The organism is Granulicella paludicola, assembly GCF_025685545.1.
In the GTDB taxonomy this organism is placed as follows: domain Bacteria; phylum Acidobacteriota; class Terriglobia; order Terriglobales; family Acidobacteriaceae; genus Granulicella; species Granulicella paludicola.
In genome coordinates, this window is record NZ_JAGSYC010000011.1 from 1 (window position 1) to 14791 (window position 14791).

At 55.8% G+C, this 14791-nt stretch carries 16 protein-coding genes and 3 pseudogenes; 10 read left to right on the top strand and 9 right to left on the bottom strand.

Annotation, left to right across the window (positions count from 1 at the left end; all coding sequences use genetic code 11):
• Window positions 1–107: 107 nt before the first annotated feature.
• From OHL14_RS00395 to OHL14_RS00405, 3 genes and pseudogenes are all read left to right on the top strand, one after another.
• Window positions 108–827: pseudogene (locus OHL14_RS00395) on the top strand (DUF1738 domain-containing protein); the annotation flags it as partial.
• Window positions 827–1069, top strand: a pseudogene (locus tag OHL14_RS00400) (DUF6908 domain-containing protein); the annotation flags it as partial. The pseudogenes OHL14_RS00395 and OHL14_RS00400, both read left to right, overlap by 1 nt.
• A gap of 175 nt (window positions 1070–1244) precedes the next feature.
• A complete protein-coding gene (locus OHL14_RS00405; RefSeq protein ID WP_263377324.1) occupies window positions 1245–1964 on the top strand; it encodes a hypothetical protein in 720 nt (239 codons plus the stop codon).
• 61 nt (window positions 1965–2025) lie between these two features.
• Here OHL14_RS00405 and OHL14_RS00410 read toward each other — a convergent pair whose 3' ends face one another.
• Entirely contained in the window at window positions 2026–3006 is a 981-nt protein-coding gene (locus OHL14_RS00410) for a site-specific integrase (protein ID WP_263377325.1), read from the bottom strand.
• Between the two features lie 81 nt (window positions 3007–3087).
• Between OHL14_RS00410 and OHL14_RS00415 the strand changes: the two genes are divergently transcribed.
• A protein-coding gene (locus OHL14_RS00415; RefSeq protein ID WP_396270605.1) for an IS3 family transposase occupies window positions 3088–4199 on the top strand; the annotation gives its coding sequence in 2 pieces (ribosomal slippage) (window positions 3088–3334 and window positions 3334–4199; 1113 coding nt in all).
• Between the two features lie 19 nt (window positions 4200–4218).
• Here OHL14_RS00415 and OHL14_RS00420 read toward each other — a convergent pair.
• A complete protein-coding gene (locus tag OHL14_RS00420; RefSeq protein ID WP_263377327.1) occupies window positions 4219–5229 on the bottom strand; it encodes a tyrosine-type recombinase/integrase in 1011 nt (336 codons plus the stop codon).
• Window positions 5226–6143 (bottom strand): tyrosine-type recombinase/integrase, encoded by a 918-nt coding sequence (locus OHL14_RS00425; protein ID WP_263377328.1) that lies wholly within the window; start codon window positions 6141–6143, stop codon window positions 5226–5228. The genes OHL14_RS00420 and OHL14_RS00425 overlap by 4 nt, the downstream gene beginning before the upstream one ends.
• A gap of 121 nt (window positions 6144–6264) precedes the next feature.
• On the opposite strand from OHL14_RS00425, the gene OHL14_RS20065 reads away from it, so the two are divergent.
• From OHL14_RS20065 to OHL14_RS00440, 4 genes are all read left to right on the top strand, one after another.
• Complete coding sequence (locus OHL14_RS20065) at window positions 6265–6459, top strand: DUF6908 domain-containing protein (RefSeq protein ID WP_396270610.1); 195 nt, start codon at window positions 6265–6267, stop codon at window positions 6457–6459.
• Between the two features lie 634 nt (window positions 6460–7093).
• Window positions 7094–8251 carry an aminotransferase class V-fold PLP-dependent enzyme gene (locus OHL14_RS00430; protein ID WP_263377329.1) on the top strand — a complete coding sequence of 386 codons (1158 nt, stop codon included), beginning with the start codon at window positions 7094–7096 and terminating at the stop codon, window positions 8249–8251.
• A gap of 12 nt (window positions 8252–8263) precedes the next feature.
• The gene (locus tag OHL14_RS00435) at window positions 8264–8767 is read left to right on the top strand and encodes a RidA family protein (RefSeq protein ID WP_263377330.1); all 504 of its coding nucleotides are present in this window, start codon (window positions 8264–8266) and stop codon (window positions 8765–8767) included.
• A gap of 343 nt (window positions 8768–9110) precedes the next feature.
• Window positions 9111–9611 (top strand): OsmC family protein, encoded by a 501-nt coding sequence (locus OHL14_RS00440; protein ID WP_263377331.1) that lies wholly within the window; start codon window positions 9111–9113, stop codon window positions 9609–9611.
• A 47-nt stretch (window positions 9612–9658) separates the two neighbouring features.
• Here the strand turns inward: OHL14_RS00440 and OHL14_RS20070 are convergent.
• From OHL14_RS20070 to ftrA, 3 genes and pseudogenes are all read right to left on the bottom strand, one after another.
• Window positions 9659–9880: pseudogene (locus OHL14_RS20070) on the bottom strand (hypothetical protein); the annotation flags it as partial.
• Between the two features lie 248 nt (window positions 9881–10128).
• The gene (locus OHL14_RS00445; protein WP_263377332.1) at window positions 10129–10635 is read right to left on the bottom strand and encodes a GNAT family N-acetyltransferase; all 507 of its coding nucleotides are present in this window, start codon (window positions 10633–10635) and stop codon (window positions 10129–10131) included.
• Between the two features lie 46 nt (window positions 10636–10681).
• Window positions 10682–11641: a transcriptional regulator FtrA gene (gene ftrA / locus OHL14_RS00450; protein ID WP_263377333.1), complete on the bottom strand. Its 960-nt coding sequence runs from the start codon at window positions 11639–11641 to the stop codon at window positions 10682–10684.
• A 115-nt stretch (window positions 11642–11756) separates the two neighbouring features.
• On the opposite strand from ftrA, the gene OHL14_RS00455 reads away from it, so the two are divergent.
• Window positions 11757–12191, top strand: coding sequence for a rhodanese-like domain-containing protein (locus OHL14_RS00455; protein ID WP_263377338.1), 435 nt, complete (start codon window positions 11757–11759; stop codon window positions 12189–12191).
• Window positions 12188–12688: a GNAT family N-acetyltransferase gene (locus OHL14_RS00460; protein ID WP_263377334.1), complete on the top strand. Its 501-nt coding sequence runs from the start codon at window positions 12188–12190 to the stop codon at window positions 12686–12688. The genes OHL14_RS00455 and OHL14_RS00460 overlap by 4 nt, the downstream gene beginning before the upstream one ends.
• 163 nt (window positions 12689–12851) lie before the next feature.
• On the opposite strand, the gene OHL14_RS00465 is transcribed toward OHL14_RS00460, so the two are convergent.
• From OHL14_RS00465 to OHL14_RS00475, 3 genes are all read right to left on the bottom strand, one after another.
• The gene (locus OHL14_RS00465; protein ID WP_263377335.1) at window positions 12852–13349 is read right to left on the bottom strand and encodes a DinB family protein; all 498 of its coding nucleotides are present in this window, start codon (window positions 13347–13349) and stop codon (window positions 12852–12854) included.
• Between the two features lie 138 nt (window positions 13350–13487).
• Complete coding sequence (locus OHL14_RS00470; RefSeq protein ID WP_263377336.1) at window positions 13488–13970, bottom strand: YybH family protein; 483 nt, start codon at window positions 13968–13970, stop codon at window positions 13488–13490.
• A 138-nt stretch (window positions 13971–14108) separates the two neighbouring features.
• Window positions 14109–14714, bottom strand: coding sequence for a CatA-like O-acetyltransferase (locus OHL14_RS00475; protein WP_263377337.1), 606 nt, complete (start codon window positions 14712–14714; stop codon window positions 14109–14111).
• Window positions 14715–14791: the final 77 nt, after the last annotated feature.

Genomic DNA, 14791 nt, shown 5'->3' on the forward strand with positions numbered 1-14791 from the left:
CCGAGGCTGACCGGAAAACGAAACCCGCCGAACCAGCGTCACCGCTTGGCCAAACTGAGGATGATGAGGATAGTGAATCGTCAGAGAAACATGGGTAGTGTGTGAGTGCTTCGCAGATGCCCACCGCGACCCGTGTTGCTGGCTTCTGGACGTGGAAGAACCTCGGACGCTCCGTCAACGCAGGAGCCAGGGGCATCCGCATCCTTGCTCCGATTGTCGGCGTGAAGCGCAAGAAGGACAGCGAGGCCGAGAAAGACCTCACCTCGCAGAACACTCGCGCCCTGCTCGGCTTTCGCAATGCCTACGTCTTCGACATCTCGCAGACCAGTGGTGTCGACCTTCCCGAGATACATCAGGTGTCGGGCGATCCCGGCGAGAACATCGAGCGGCTTGCCGCTTTCCTGATAGAGCAAGGAATCCAGCTTGTCTATAACCCGAAGATCGCTCCCGCCCTTGGCATGAGCTACGGCGGACGCATCGCCATCCTTCCTGGACAGGCGAAGGCCGAGGAGTTTTCGACGCTCGTGCATGAGGCCGCGCACGAGATGCTGCATAAGGCCGAGCGCCGCACCGCCACCACGAAGACGGTGCGCGAGACAGAGGCCGAGGCTGTGGCCTTCGTTGTCGGAAAAGCCGTTGGGCTGGTGACAGGTTCGGCATCCGCCGATTACATCCAGCTCTATCACGGAAACGCTTCATTGCTGGCCGAGAGCCTGGAGGTGATCCAGCATGCCGCCTCACTCATCCTCGCCGCCTTGGAGCCAAGTGTCGACGATGAGACAGAGCCAGGACGCGAAGCCTCGGCAGAACTCGCGGAGGTGGCCTAGTGCGGACACTTCTCTCCATCCTCGAAAAGGCCGGCGGTTGGCACCACGGTCTCTACCTCAAGATCGAGCGCACTCCGTTCATGGAACTGGTGATCGAGGCCGTCGATGAGTCCGGTCCTTGCGGCCTTCCTGCTATCTCCGTAGCCCACTACGGCAAACTCAACGGCGATGCCATGCGCGACCCGGAGATGTGTTTCGAGCTCGGCGCCGCCTGTGGTCTTCATCTCGACCCGTTCTACTGGTTATGTTGAGCTCAACATAACCAATACTGTGTGAAGAGCCGGATTATGTGAAGTGAGACGAGATGAGGCTCATAGCCTTTGGCGAATTCACCGGCGCACTGAACATAGTTCGGCTGACTGTTCCGGAAAATTCAGAAAGGGTATGATTTGAGTGCGTCTTTGAGGACATTCCGCGATGCTTTTAGACACACCGAAGGCGGATTCATCAAATGAATTGGGCGAGGACACGTGGGAGTTGTTCGAGTTGATCGAGAAGTCCTTTGGTGTGACTCTTGACTACGCTACATTGCTCGGAAGTTCTATCCGAGACATCGCAGAACTCATCGCACGACAAGCCACAAAGCCTCCCTCAGAGAAATGCTTGACTGCTGCAGTGTTTTATCTGTTGCGTCGAGAGTTCGTTTCGGGACTCGCAGTTCCAAAGGCTAGTATTCGTCCAAATGCATCGCTCACCTCTTTACTGCCATGGAGAAAGCGAAGGGATCGATGGCTTCTGCTTGAGAAGCATCTCCAACTAGAACTACCCGCCCTTCGGATGCCAGCGTGGCTCTTCCTGTCGACTTTGCTTCTAAGTGTGGGAGCCGGGTTCTTATTTTGGGAGACCGCCTGGAAGAATCTTCTATGGGTAGGCATCGTTACGATCTCAGCGTGGATAGCCCTACTTCGCCTTTTCGTTCCTCTCGGGCGCGCCTTTCCGAATGGGTGTGAAACTGTTGGCGACCTTGTAAGGCTTACTCTGGCGCGAAACTACGCGGAACTCTCGGTTCGTTTTGGCGGTGCATCTCCCGGCTTGATCACAGAACTTCTCATGCAGTTAATTGCAGCTGAGATCGGGACTGATCCAGACGAGATTACGCCGGAGACTCGTGTACCGCAGGGGCTCAACATCTATTAAGCGCCACGGCTCCTATGATGAACAACCGCATCGACCCGGTTAACGGGCCGATGCGGGCAGGTTAGATCGATGCGAGAAAGTCGAGCAGACTGTCATCAGGCTTGAATCGCTTGAATGCAGAGCCCGATGGTGTGACCCTAGCAAGGGCCCTTTCCTTCAGCGCGATGCTTGTGTGCAGATAGCCGTTGGTGGTCTCGATGCTCTCGTGTCCGAGCCAGAGCGCGATCACGGAGATGTCCACTGCTGCATCGAGCAAGGCCATAGCGGTTCCATGCCTGATCGTATGAGGCGAGATGCGCTTCTTCTCCAAGCTGGGGCATCGTGGCGATGCGGCAGCAACGGCCTTCTGTAGCAGGAGGCGCACGGCGAAGCGGCTCAGCGGTTCGCCGCGAACTCCCGGAAAGGCTACGCCACCGGTGTTCTCGCTAAGCCAGTCACGTAAGATACGTGCGGTGGAGGGCCATAACGGAATCGCACGTTCCTTACGTCCCTTGCCGTGCAGATGGACGTAGCTGTTCTTGCCGCTACCGATCTGATCTGTGCGTAGAGCACACAGTTCAGAGACGCGCGCACCGGAGTTGTACATGGTCAGCAGCAAGGCATAGTCACGCCGTCCGCACCAATGCTTGCGATCAATGCTGTTGAGGATGGCATCCATCTCTGTGCGGGAGACATACTCCAGAAGCCGCGTATCTGTTCGCTTCATCGGAATGGCGAGCACGCGGGTGGCTGTTCCAACGCACTCCGGGTGATGCAGAGCCACCATGCGGAAGAACGACCGTATGGCCGTGAGCCGCAGGTTGCGTGACACAATGGAGTTCTTGCGCTGTAGCTCCAGGTTATCCAGAAAGCGCAGAATGATCTCGGTATCAAGCTGTTCGATGTCGAGTTGCGCAGGCTCGATCTTCAGTTCCGACTGTATGAACTGCAACAGCAGACGGAATGTATCCCGATAGCTCGCGAGCGTCTGCGGGCTGAGCCGTCGCTGAGCGATCAGGTAGTTGGTGAAATACTGTTGGAGAAGAGGGCCAGCAAGCATCATCGGCTGATCGGCCTCGGTTTTTTTGGACCAATTGAAATGTTAGTCTTCGACCAAATCTGACCTGGATAAGGGAGGCTTTGAATGAAGAAGAGGCGTTTTTCTGTGGAGCAGATCGTTGGCGTGTTGAAGCAGGCGCAGGTGGGTGTTCCTGTGGCGGAGGTGATCCGGAAGGCTGGGATCAGCGAACAGACGTTCTACCGGTGGAAGGCGAAGTATGCGGGCCTGGAAGTGGACGAGGTTCGGAAGATGGCGCAGTTGCAAGAAGAGAACATGCGCCTGAAGCAGTTGGTGGCGGAGCTGACGCTGGACAAGACGATGTTGCAGGATGTGCTCTCAAAAAAATGGTGAAGCCTTCGCGTCGTGGACCGATGGTCGATCGGCTGATGAGCAGCTATGGAGCTAGTGAGCGGCATGCCTGCCGTGTTCTGTGTGTGACGCGCGGAACGTATCGCTACCGGAGCTGCCTCGATCCACGAACTGAACTGCGGATGCGTATCCGTGAGATAGCTCAAGCACGAGTGCGCTACGGATACCGCAAAATCCGCGTTCTGTTGAATCGCGAAGGCTGGGATGTAGGCAAGTACCTGGTGTACCGGTTGTGCAAGGAAGAAGGCCTGATGCTGAAGCGTATGAAGCCGGCAGGCAAGCGCAAGGCTGTTCGTCTGCGCGAAGAAAAGGCCAAGCCCACCGCGCCGGATGAGGCATGGAGCATGGACTTCGTGGCAGACCAGCTGCAGGACGGGATCCGCTTCCGTTCGCTGACCATCGTCGATGTCTATACACGAGAGGCTGTAGCGATCGAAGTTGGTCAGAGCTTGAAGGGCGACGATGTGGTGCGCACCCTGAACAAGCTGAAGCTCGAACGTGGCGTCCCCAAGGTGTTGTTCTGTGATAACGGCAGCGAGTTCACCAGTCATGCCATGGACCTGTGGGCCTATCAGAACGGGACAAAGATCGACTTCTCGAGGCCTGGCAAGCCGACCGACAACGCCTTCGTGGAAAGCTTCAACGGAACCTTCCGCGCCGAGTGCCTGAATACCCACTGGTTCATGAACCTGAAGGAGGCAAAGCATCTGATCGAAGCCTGGAGACGCGAATATAATGAGAGTCGTCCTCACGCATCTCTCGCGGACAGGACACCAAGCGAGTTCGCCAGCCAGTACGCGGCTAGCCGCGTACTGGCTGGAACCTAAACCGGTCGAAGACTAACTCTCACCTTGGTATAGAAATGCTAGGCCCCTCACGGCGGCCTCCTCTCCGCATCTGTTCTGGATCAAAAAGTGCACCAGCATCTCGAAGAAGATCTGGCGTAGCACTCAAATACCAATAAGTGCTCTCCGGTCCCTGGTGGCCGAGGTAGACGGAGAGCCATGGAAGCTGCCTCCGGATGTCAGTGCCTTCGTGCTGCCAGAGTGTCAATCGCTTCACCGCGAAGGTATGCCTGAAGCAGTGCAGTGTGGGCCTACGTTGGTTCGCGGGCGGAGCAATGCCAACCTGCTTCAGCAACTGACGAAAGGTGTACCGGAGCGGGTTATAGATCAGTGGTCGGCAAATCGTGTTGGTGAAGAATGGTTCAGCGCTGCGGCCCCGCAACGCTGTTGCTCGCTCGTCGATATAGTGCCGCAGGTGCTCCACGGTCGAGGTGTGGAGCACGACGTTACGTGACTTGCCAAACTTCGTCTCATGGATATACAGATGTGAAGGCTTCGCATCGAACCTCACATCGGCCATCGTCAGGCGCAGAGCCTCCCCGATCCGAATACCTGTGCTGGCTAGCAGGCCAATGAGTGTGCTGACCGTCGCCGCACGGAACCTGAGCCGGTTACGCGCGGCTGCTTCCATAAGCTGCTGAATCTCCCGGTCAGAGAAAATGTAGGACGCACGGCGCTTATACCGCCTCCGGAACTGGCTTTGCGGAATGCCCGTCTGTTCTTCGAAAGTACGAACCTGCAGCAGGAACGCGCGTATGGTAAGCAGGCGATGCTCATCGCGATAGGGTCGGTTCAGCATAGAGCCGTCCATCACCCAACCCATCGCAAACTCTGCGCGAATCGGCCAGGGACATCCGTGCAGTCGCCATCGTTCGAGAAAGCTGCGGAGCAGCGCCTCTTCATATCGGAGGCGTCTACGCTGGTCGCCTTCAAAATAAGGGCTACGCTTGGCGCGAGCCTGCTTCAGCGCGAGGAATGCTTCGAGGTGCTGAGATAGGGCTTCGAAGGTCATCGCTCACCTCCCGGCCACGGTAGGGCAACCTGAGCAAGTGCCTTCATGTCGAGCTTGGCGTAGATCAACGTCGTCGAAAGGCGGCGATGGCCGAGCAGGTCTGATACATCCTTAAAGGACGCTCCATGGTTCACCATGATGGTAGCCATGGTATGGCGGAGTGAGTGCGCAGAACCCCCAACGACACCCGCTCGCTTGAAGAGGTACTTCGAGATCGCCTTGATATGCAGGCGTCTCATCTCATCAGGGAAGGTTGAACGACTGGAATCAAAAATCCAGACCGGGACACTGGAGAAGGTTCGAAGGTAGGCGACAAGCGCCTTACCCACATCTTCCGGCAGCGGAAGTATCCGCTCGCGTCGGCTCTTCTGGCTGCATATCCTTATAGAGCCTGCTTGCCAGTCGATATCCTGCCACTTGAGATGAGCAACTTCTTCGCAGCGCAGACCGAGCCGCAGTAACAGCAACAGCAACGCACGATCTCGGCGCGCTATCCACCTGTTGCCCTGTGATGCCTTGAAAAGAGCACGTATCTGCTCACTCGAAAGCTGTCGCGGAAGATGCGCGTGACGCTTCGTCGCAGTCCTGGGAAGAGCTTCGTCCCATCCCATCGGCACCATGTTGTTCTCTGCGAGATACCGCAGAATCGTGCGCATGCTCGTTAGCGAAGCACGTTGCGTGCCCCGGTTGGGATAGCGCTCGAACTCGGCTGTAAGAAATCGAACGATGTCGGTGAAGCAAATGGCATCCCATGCAGTCGGTCCATCACCAAAGCAAAAGCTGCAAAGTCGCCGCAGAATGCGGCGTTGAATCTCACGTGTCGATGCTGCGAGACATCGTACCTCCCGCGCGTACAGGTCATAGCTGGCCACGCACTCTGAAAGCGATAGCCCCTCCTTCGATAACTGGTCCATAGTCTCCTCGCGCCGACCGGATGTCGGTACGAGAAGAGTCCCGAACTATGTTGAGCAGTGCAAATACAAGAGCCGCGTGAACACTGCGCCTTAGCCATGTGGTGAGACTCCGCTTCACATAATCCGGCGCTTCACACAGTATTGGCGCAACGACTACCTCGGTATCGAGCAGTGGTCGCGTTCGATCCATGACGGCCTGTATGTGTATCGCCGGGAGATTCACGAGCAGAATACGCGGTTCGCCACCCTCTGGGACACCCACCTCAAAGCCCAGGGTTTTCTCGAAGCGTTTACGGACAAGTGCATCCTTGGCTAGTCCGCTCCCTTGGAGCGATGCATCCCGAGGTGTCTCCGCTCCGTGATCCACCCTTAGCGGAGTGGCTATATGAGTTCCATTCGCCGTCTTCTTCGACCGCATAAAGGTTCTAGTTGACCGCCCTCATCGAATGCCTCTCGGTAGGCGATGTTATCTCTTTAGGCCCGGACTCTCCAGATGTTCCGGCTTCTGTCTCCCTTGCTTCTCTCGCTCTCAATCGCGTCGGTAGCTCATGTGCAGGGAATCATGACTTCTCAGCGCTCAGACGTTAAGGGAGACTTTTGATATATGAGCCCTATCCACAGATTCAAGGAAGTGCTTGAACCTGTGGACGCCCCGTAGGCACGGGATCGCGAACCAGCAACTCTAGGGTGTACTTGGACGCCTGCCCGATCCGGATCGGCCTCTTGAGACTTTGGTTGGGAAGACGTCACTCAAAGGCAGCCGGATTGGCCACACCTGGAGTGGGTGATCTATGTCCGAATCTCTACGATCATCGACGCTCCAGCCACTGTTTCAGACCTCTGCGGCACGGTCTAATCGAGTCAAGACCTGCGCGCCGTTTCACAGATTCTCGAAGAACTGCAAGCGTCGGCAAAGCGGTTGACAAACTTGGGGATAAGGAATGAATACATTGTCCACGAACGAAGCGACCAGCAATGCTTGGCGTACCGAATGGCAGGATTTCGGCGAGTTTACATACCTCAACACAGCCGCCCATGCGGCGTTTCCAAAATCGACCGTCACTGCAGTGGAAGACGCACTGGCCGCCAAGGCGATGCCACACACCATGAGCGATTCGCTCTATTTTGATGCGCCAATTCGAGTACGTAGAGCCTTGGCTAACCTTCTGGATGCACGGCCCGAAGAGATCGCCCTGACGACAGGCGCAAGCACCGGTCTGCAACTGTTCGCGTTGTCGTTGAAGTGGCAGGTCGGGGATGAGGTCATCTCGGCGGCGGGCGAATTTCCAACGCAATACGCGACTTGGAAACCGATGGAAGCCAGAACGGGGTTGCGACTAAAGATAGTTTCGCCTCGCGATCAGTTCCTCACCGCAACAGACCTTATTGAGGCAATTACGCCACGGACGAGAGTCATTTCCGTAAGCCAGGTTCGATTTGATAACGGCGCTCTGTTGGATACGGCTTCCGTTGCGGATGCCTGCCGCTCACGTGGGATTTTATTTGTCCTCGACGTGAGCCAGTCATGCGGAGCGATTCCGATGAGTGTCCGTGAGCTTGGCGCCGACCTCATTGTGTCAGCCGGCTACAAGTGGCTTCTCGGGCCGTCGGGGACGGGTTTTGCTTGGATCAGTCAAGCGTTGCTTGAATCGATGCGTCCTGCACCCTTCCACTGGGCCGCTCAAACTAACGCAGATTTCTCGTTCCTCGATCTCGTCGCACCGGAGCCGTCCCCTGATGCACGCCGTTGGGACTCCGCGGAGTCGGCAACTTATTTCAATCTCAACCTGAGTGCGATGGCATCATCGGTGGAACTTGTCGGCAGGATTGGTCCTCAAAATGTTCTCAATCACGGGAGAGCGCTTATCAGGAGACTGTTCGATCTTCTACCTTCCGCCTTCAGTCCAGCAAGTCCGATGGAAGACGGCGCTAGGGGCTCATTCGGCTGCTTTGTCGCATCGACTCCGGAGGAAACAGTACGAGTGAGCCAGGAATTGAAGGCTCGTCAAATCATCGTGAGCCTCCGAGAGGGACGCATCCGAGTCTCGCCCTATCTTTTCAACACGGAAGAAGACATCGACGCCCTCATTGGCGCGCTAGTCGGATAGGGCGAAGAAAATATGACAACGATCTATCAGCGCTTACACTCCCTCGGTATTGAACTGCCGGTATTACCGCCACCTGTTGTTGCAGGCTATGTGCCCAGCTTCGCATCCCACATTCGTTCGGGAGATACGGTCTACATCTCCGGCCGACTGGCAAAGCGAAACGGTTCAGTCTGGGCAGGAAAAGTCGGAGATCAGCTCACGACAGAAGAGGGGGTTCAAGCGGCGCGCGGTGTCGCGATTGAGATTCTGAGCGTCCTGCATTTCACGCTAAAAGATCTCAGCAGAGTGAAGAGAGTCGCGCGACTGTTTGTGATGGTCAACGCCACGACCGAATTTCTCGAATCACACATCGTAGCCAATGGCGCCTCGGAACTGTTTCTGGCGGTGCTTGGGGAACCCGGTACGCACGCAAGAAGCGCATGCGGAGTCGCTCAGCTTCCGTTCGGGGCCTGTGTAGAGATTGAGGCAATTGTGGATGTCGTAGCGGAGCGAATGGACGTATTGTGCGAGCTTTAGCTTTCTGGTGTGATGCGAAGGAAGACCCGGAGCGGATTAGACCTGGACCCGCCGTAAAGGGTCGGATTTGGACGGAGGTCGAAGGGCTATACCATAGCCTAGCAGCCCATCTAAAAGCACCGATGAGATTTCCTGCCGCTGGTGAGACTCCAAATGGAAGACGTCAAGAGAAGATCGTTATGCGCTCTGCTCCGTCACTAATGCCACTTCCTCAACACATTGCATTGAACGTGGAGTTTGAGAACCGCAGAGTAAGTTCTCAAGCCGTGCGGAGAAGGTACGGAGAGACCAGAAATAGTAACTTCAAATCGAATCGACGTCCGCGTCGTTTTAAGGATCAATTATGAGCAATAAGCATCACCAATACAACACGAGCATCGAGTGGACCGGCAACCGGGGTAAAGGCACCAGCGGCTACCGCCTCTACGAGCGCTCCTATGACCTTGGATCCGGCGGTAAGCCGATGCTGCAGGGCTCTGCAGACGCGACATTTCGTGGCGATGCGTCGAAGTGGAATCCCGAAGACATGTTGCTTGCAGCGTTGTCGTCGTGCCACATGCTTTCGTATTTGCATTGCTGCGCGGATGCGGGCATCTCGGTCATCTCATACACTGACGCTGCAGGAGGCACGATGGAGCTTGCGAGCGATGGGTCAGGTCACTTCACACAAGTCGTGCTGCACCCGCAAGTGACTATCACGAGGGCCTCAAGCATCGCGCTTGCTCAAGAGCTTCACCATAAGGCACATGAGCTCTGCTTCATAGCCAACTCTGTCAACTTTCCCGTGCGGTGCGAGGCCACCGTCGCGCACGCTGTAGCTGGAAAGGAAGCGAACCATGCCTGAAACATCCTTTCATCAAATCCTTGCTTACCGGTGCAAGCGGGGAAACGCTACTGACCTTGACGTTCATGGCTTCTGCTCTTGCAGCCTCCGTTCAACGCGAGCAAACTCTCTTTAGAGTTCTTATTTGGGCATGTCGTACACGTCACAAGTTTAAAAGAACTTGCCCGGGGAAATTCGAAATGAATCGAGTCTAGAAAGAGCGTTTCGGCCTCGGGATGGAAGAGTTCCTTCCGCCATTCCAACGAACTAGCCACTTCATGCGATAACCACCACTGTCGAAACTAGGGGCTCTGATTTGCTAGCGCCGAGGTGAGCTCAACTCAACGGGTCTCAGGTGCGTGAGAGGCAGAATCGGCTCTGAAGTGTGCAATAACACATCGAGCAAACCGCTCCCTTATCAACTCTAGGCCTTAGAAAAAGAAGATCCATAGAAGTAAGCCAGCCCTACGTCATAGTCTCGACCCGAATGATACTGCCATCAGTGGCAATCTGTGACCGTGTTTTCAGTCTTTCAGCCCTAGTCGACCGGCGCCAGATCAAGGTGCAGGAACTGGTTGAATGCGGTTTGCGTGTAGTCGGCGAAGGGGACCCCGTTTCGAAACCCGGCCTTACGATACAAGGTCAATGCTGGCTCGAAACTCGAGCCGGTGCCGGTTTCAAGGCTGAGGCGCCGCAGTCCACGCTCGCGAGCCTCAGCTAAAATATGAGCGAGCAGCCGCGCTGCTGCGCCTTGCCGTAAATAGTCCGGGTGAGTTCGCATGGATTTGAGTTCGCCGGAGCCATTTCCCAATTCCTTGAGCGCTCCCACAGCCAGCAGAGCTTCACCCCGCCAAATTGTCCAGACTGTTACCCCAGGCGCTTGCAAGCCTGAGAGATCGAGAGCGTAAACGCTTCCGACCGGCGTGTTGGCTTGCATGCCTGCCAGATGTAGAGCAAGCAAGGCGCGCGTGGCCACACCAGTTAAATCATCTTTGAGGATGCGTAAGCCGTCCATAGGTTCAGCCTCTGTCACTTGTTTGCCCATGTACATAGAGTCGATCGCCTTTCCAAATCTTTGTCTGGAGCGAATATTATCCGGCATTGAATGTGCGGCGGTACGCGCTCGGCGTCGTTCCAAGCATGCGGGTAAAGTGATGCCGCAAAAGGGCTGCGTCGCTGAAGCCGCATTCTGCGGCGATCTCCTCAAGGGATAGCTGAGTCGTTTCGAGGAGGTCTTTCGCTGAGGTGACTCGGACGGAGAGAAGCCAACGTCCTGGCGCTTCTCCCACGGCTCCGTTGAATTTTCGCGCGAAGCTCCGTGAACTCATGTTCATCCTTCGCGCCATCGCATCGACGGTTACCTTTTCATTGATGTTTGCTCGTACCCATGACAGGAGTTCAGCGAACCATTGAGTTCCTTCCTCTCCCATAGCCCCCTCGATGAACTGCTTCTGTCCGCCCTCCCGATGAGGGTGTGCAACAAGCCGCCGAGCCACGGAGTTTCCTATTGCGACGCCGTAGTCTCGACGAATGATATGCAGACAGACATCGATTGCAGCCGCACTTCCCGCGGACGTGAAGATTCCCCTGTCCTCCGTGTAGAGGATTTCGGGTTTTACTGCTATCCCTGGATAGAGGCGCTGCAGCTTCTCCGCGTACTTCCAGTGAGTCGTCGCTTGTCGCCCGTCGAGAACGCCAGCTGCCGGTAGAACGAATGCGCCCGAGCACAGGGAAACGATGCGTGCTCCTCGATCAGCGGCCTGTCTCAAGGCCGTTAGAAGCTCTTGCGGGGGTGTTTCTTCAACGTCTCGCCAGCCAGGAATCACGATGACATCGGCTGATTCCAAAACGGCGACACCGTGGTATTCGGGGACGACAAGAATGCCTCCGATCGCGCGGATGGGACCCGACTCGCATGACGTGACGGTGAAGTCGTACCAACCGTATATCTCGGGCCTTGGAAGTCCAAAAGCTTCGACAGCGACCCCAAACTCAAAGGTGCAGAGACCGTCATACGCTACCACCACAACATGATTCGTTTTATGCGACATGACGTCCCTATCAACTTGGCAGAAACTTAAGGATAGTAGTCCTTTCTGCCACTGGCAAGCAGTTTGAAGAAGCTTGATGCTTGAGCTCAGAAGTCACTTGAAAGGGGAAATATCGATGGTCACTACCAGTCTTCCAGGCTTTAAAACTAAGAGCAGTAGCCGGATTCAGGAAGTTTCGGCCGCTTCGTCAGAGAAGGCCCGGGAACACTTTGGGAACAGACTCACGTTCGAGACGGATTGCGCAGACGTGTATGCCGCGCAGCATACGGGCACTGTGGACTTCGTTCTCCTCGATGTGCGAAACGCAAGTAGCTTTGCGAAGGGGCACGTACCTGGAGCGACAAACATCCCAACCCTGAATATCACCGAAGCCCGTATGGGAGAGTTCGCACCAGATACTGTCTTCGTGGTCTACTGCGCAGGTCCTCACTGCAACGGCGCCAATAAGGCGGCGCTCAAGCTTGCCATGCTCGACCGGCCTGTCAAAGAGATGATCGGTGGAGCGCTCGGCTGGGTAGATGAGGGCTTTGAATTGGTGACGAACGAGTGATCGACTCTTTCAAGATCCGATCGGCACGGCCCGGTGATGCCACTGAAGTGCTCTCCATGCTGGGGCGGTTGGCAAAACATGAGGGCGCGGCCGACCAGCCACGCCTCAACAAAGATTCTCTGGAGCAATACGTCTTTGCATATTCACCTCGAGCGTACGTGTTTGTGGCTGAATCCCAAAACGGAGTGCTCATGGGTTTCATTCTTGTGTTCGAAACCTTCTCCAGTTGGACTGGAGATCTTGCGCTTCACATTGGAGATCTGTGGGTAGAAGAGTTCGCAAGGCGTCGGGATGTTGCCCGTCAACTCATGAATCACGCCTCGGACGCCTTTCCAAATCGTCGTATCGATGTCTACGTTGTTCGCACAAACGATGCGCGCTCATTTTACGAGTGCTGTGGCTTTGTGGAGCAGGAAGAATGGGTTCTCTACAGGAGAGCTGCTGCCGATCATCGGCAGCGGGGAAGCTCCGGCGCGTCATTGCAGGAGAAGTCATAGAGCCGGGCACGGTCACTTACGCAGCCGGAAAGACTAGTTCGTGGAAGCCTCGGGAAGTCGCGTCAGCGGAAGTTTCGAGGAACGAAAGCAGTACTCCATTGCGCTGCTCCAAACTTCGCTCGCATGTTCCTCAAGAGAAGTCAGTAAGCAAGGAGTCGAGTGACTATTCCTTGTCTCTCTTGCGGATCTCCTCTTGGAGCAGGGAAAGGTGGTGGAGGTCGTGGCCGGCGGCGAGCTGCACCACCGTCCAAAGAGTCTCCTCGCCTCGAATGGGATGCGTGACGGCCTTCTCCCGATCAGACGACGTGAGGCCGCTGATGAAGGCGAGGTTCCACTTGCGCGTAGATGCAAAGCTGCCGAGCGCCTCGCTGGGCGAGTACGCGTCATAGATCTTTGCCCAGCTATCCTGATCAAATGTCTGGAGGATCGGTCCTTTTTCCCCGTAGGCGTAGCGCAGGCGCCAGGCCCAGACCAACTCGCAGTCGGCCAGGTGACAGACGATCTCGCGCAGGTTCCATTTGTGTGGTGCGGAGCGCCGCTCGATCTCGTTTTCATCAAGATCGTCCAGCAAATGCAACAGCTTCTGCTGGGTCTCCGACATCACCTTGACGGGATCGCTGTCGCCTAATACCTCTTCATACGGAAATTTGTTGGTAGCCAAAGTTGCTCCTTTTCAAGGTGGATCAGCTGCTTCGCGGGTTTCCCGGGGCATATCCAATGACCGCCTCTGGTGGCCCCTTGCGGCCCGCATGGGTGAAAGCCTTGCCGCGTACCCGCCTTTCCAAACCTCTGATGAAATCTATTTCAGGTGGATCGAATCCATGATGAGGTTGTCGCTAATCTTCCATACTCCGTCCTTTTTAACGAGAACCTTCAAATAATAAGAGTGTCTTGGCTGCATAGGATTTCCGCTATTATCGTTGATCAGCCCCTCAATGCGTTCATCGCTCCAGACGGCTGCTGTCGTCGGAGATGTGAGACGCAAGTCCAAAATCGTGATCGGGCTGGTATCTTTTCCAGCGCGATACCCAGGCCGTGCCATAAGGTCGATAAGAAATTTCTGAATCTCCGTCTTGCCATGAAGACGGACACCGAATGGATTCTGCCAGATCGCATCACGAGTGTAGGTTGACGCAACTTCTTCTGGATCGAACTTTTCCCACCCGTCCGCTTCGCGCGTCAGTACTGCGCGGATAGCCGCTTCTTCGGACGACGACCGCGCGTGAGCATTTTGACTCGGCAAAAGGAGAACAGCGAGAATAAGGGTGAATTGTAGGCGCATAGTTTTTTCTCCTGTATCAGCTAGGGGAGCGAACAATCGCTCGCGTTTGGCTTTAGGGGATAAGTTGCGAAACTGAACGGGTCCCAAGGTTCGCTATCCACTTGCAACTATTAGGTGCATCTCCTAAGCGGCTCATCGTTACAAAGGTAGGGAATCTGGGCAATCGAGAGCGAGCTCAAACTTCTCGACGAGCCGTGCCACATGCAGACCATCGGCTAGAGCGTGGTGTACGTGGATCGATAGCGGCATGGTGCAGCGGCCGTTTGCATCCGTAATTTTCCCGAACGTGATGCGAGGTGCAGAGTCCTGGCGTGAAAAATCACGCGCATGGGAGATGGAGGTGAAGTCAAACCAAGGAAGAACTGAATAGCGAATCAGGTTGGCTTCCGGATAGCGCTCGATGTCCTCTCGTCGCTTTACACGGTCAAGTTCGATGGCCCCCTCGCGGACAAAGTCATCGATCCGCTGCAGGAACTGATAGTGTCCCATCCCAATGGTCCCATTCGCGCGCCCCACAGCGCTGCCTCCATTGATCTGTTCATAACGCCAGACATTCCCATCGACAATCCGCGTCCTGAAGTTTTCAACTTGATGCGAGGCGACGAGTGACCGGTGCATGAGTGACAAAAAGATCGAGAGGTTATGCTGTTTGGCATAGCGGTAGGTCGCTGTGCATTCAATGCGCACGCAGACCCTGGAGTGCCCGGCGTTTTTTGAACCAGTTGCTTTGATAGAAACTGGCAATCAAGGAGCGAACGATGGCACGGCGGAAGAAGCATACGCCTGAGCAGGTAGTGAACCTGCTGCGGCAGATAGAAGTG

Coding starts and splice junctions, on each gene's coding strand:
- OHL14_RS00435 (WP_263377330.1), top strand. CDS start 8,264: ATGACAACGATCTATCAGCGCTTACACTCCCTCGGTATTGAACTGCCG.
- OHL14_RS00445 (WP_263377332.1), bottom strand. CDS start 10,635: ATGGGCAAACAAGTGACAGAGGCTGAACCTATGGACGGCTTACGCATC.
- OHL14_RS00405 (WP_263377324.1), top strand. CDS start 1,245: ATGCTTTTAGACACACCGAAGGCGGATTCATCAAATGAATTGGGCGAG.
- OHL14_RS00425 (WP_263377328.1), bottom strand. CDS start 6,143: ATGGACCAGTTATCGAAGGAGGGGCTATCGCTTTCAGAGTGCGTGGCC.
- OHL14_RS00470 (WP_263377336.1), bottom strand. CDS start 13,970: ATGCGCCTACAATTCACCCTTATTCTCGCTGTTCTCCTTTTGCCGAGT.
- OHL14_RS00410 (WP_263377325.1), bottom strand. CDS start 3,006: ATGATGCTTGCTGGCCCTCTTCTCCAACAGTATTTCACCAACTACCTG.
- OHL14_RS00455 (WP_263377338.1), top strand. CDS start 11,757: ATGGTCACTACCAGTCTTCCAGGCTTTAAAACTAAGAGCAGTAGCCGG.
- OHL14_RS00440 (WP_263377331.1), top strand. CDS start 9,111: ATGAGCAATAAGCATCACCAATACAACACGAGCATCGAGTGGACCGGC.
- ftrA (WP_263377333.1), bottom strand. CDS start 11,641: ATGTCGCATAAAACGAATCATGTTGTGGTGGTAGCGTATGACGGTCTC.
- OHL14_RS00420 (WP_263377327.1), bottom strand. CDS start 5,229: ATGACCTTCGAAGCCCTATCTCAGCACCTCGAAGCATTCCTCGCGCTG.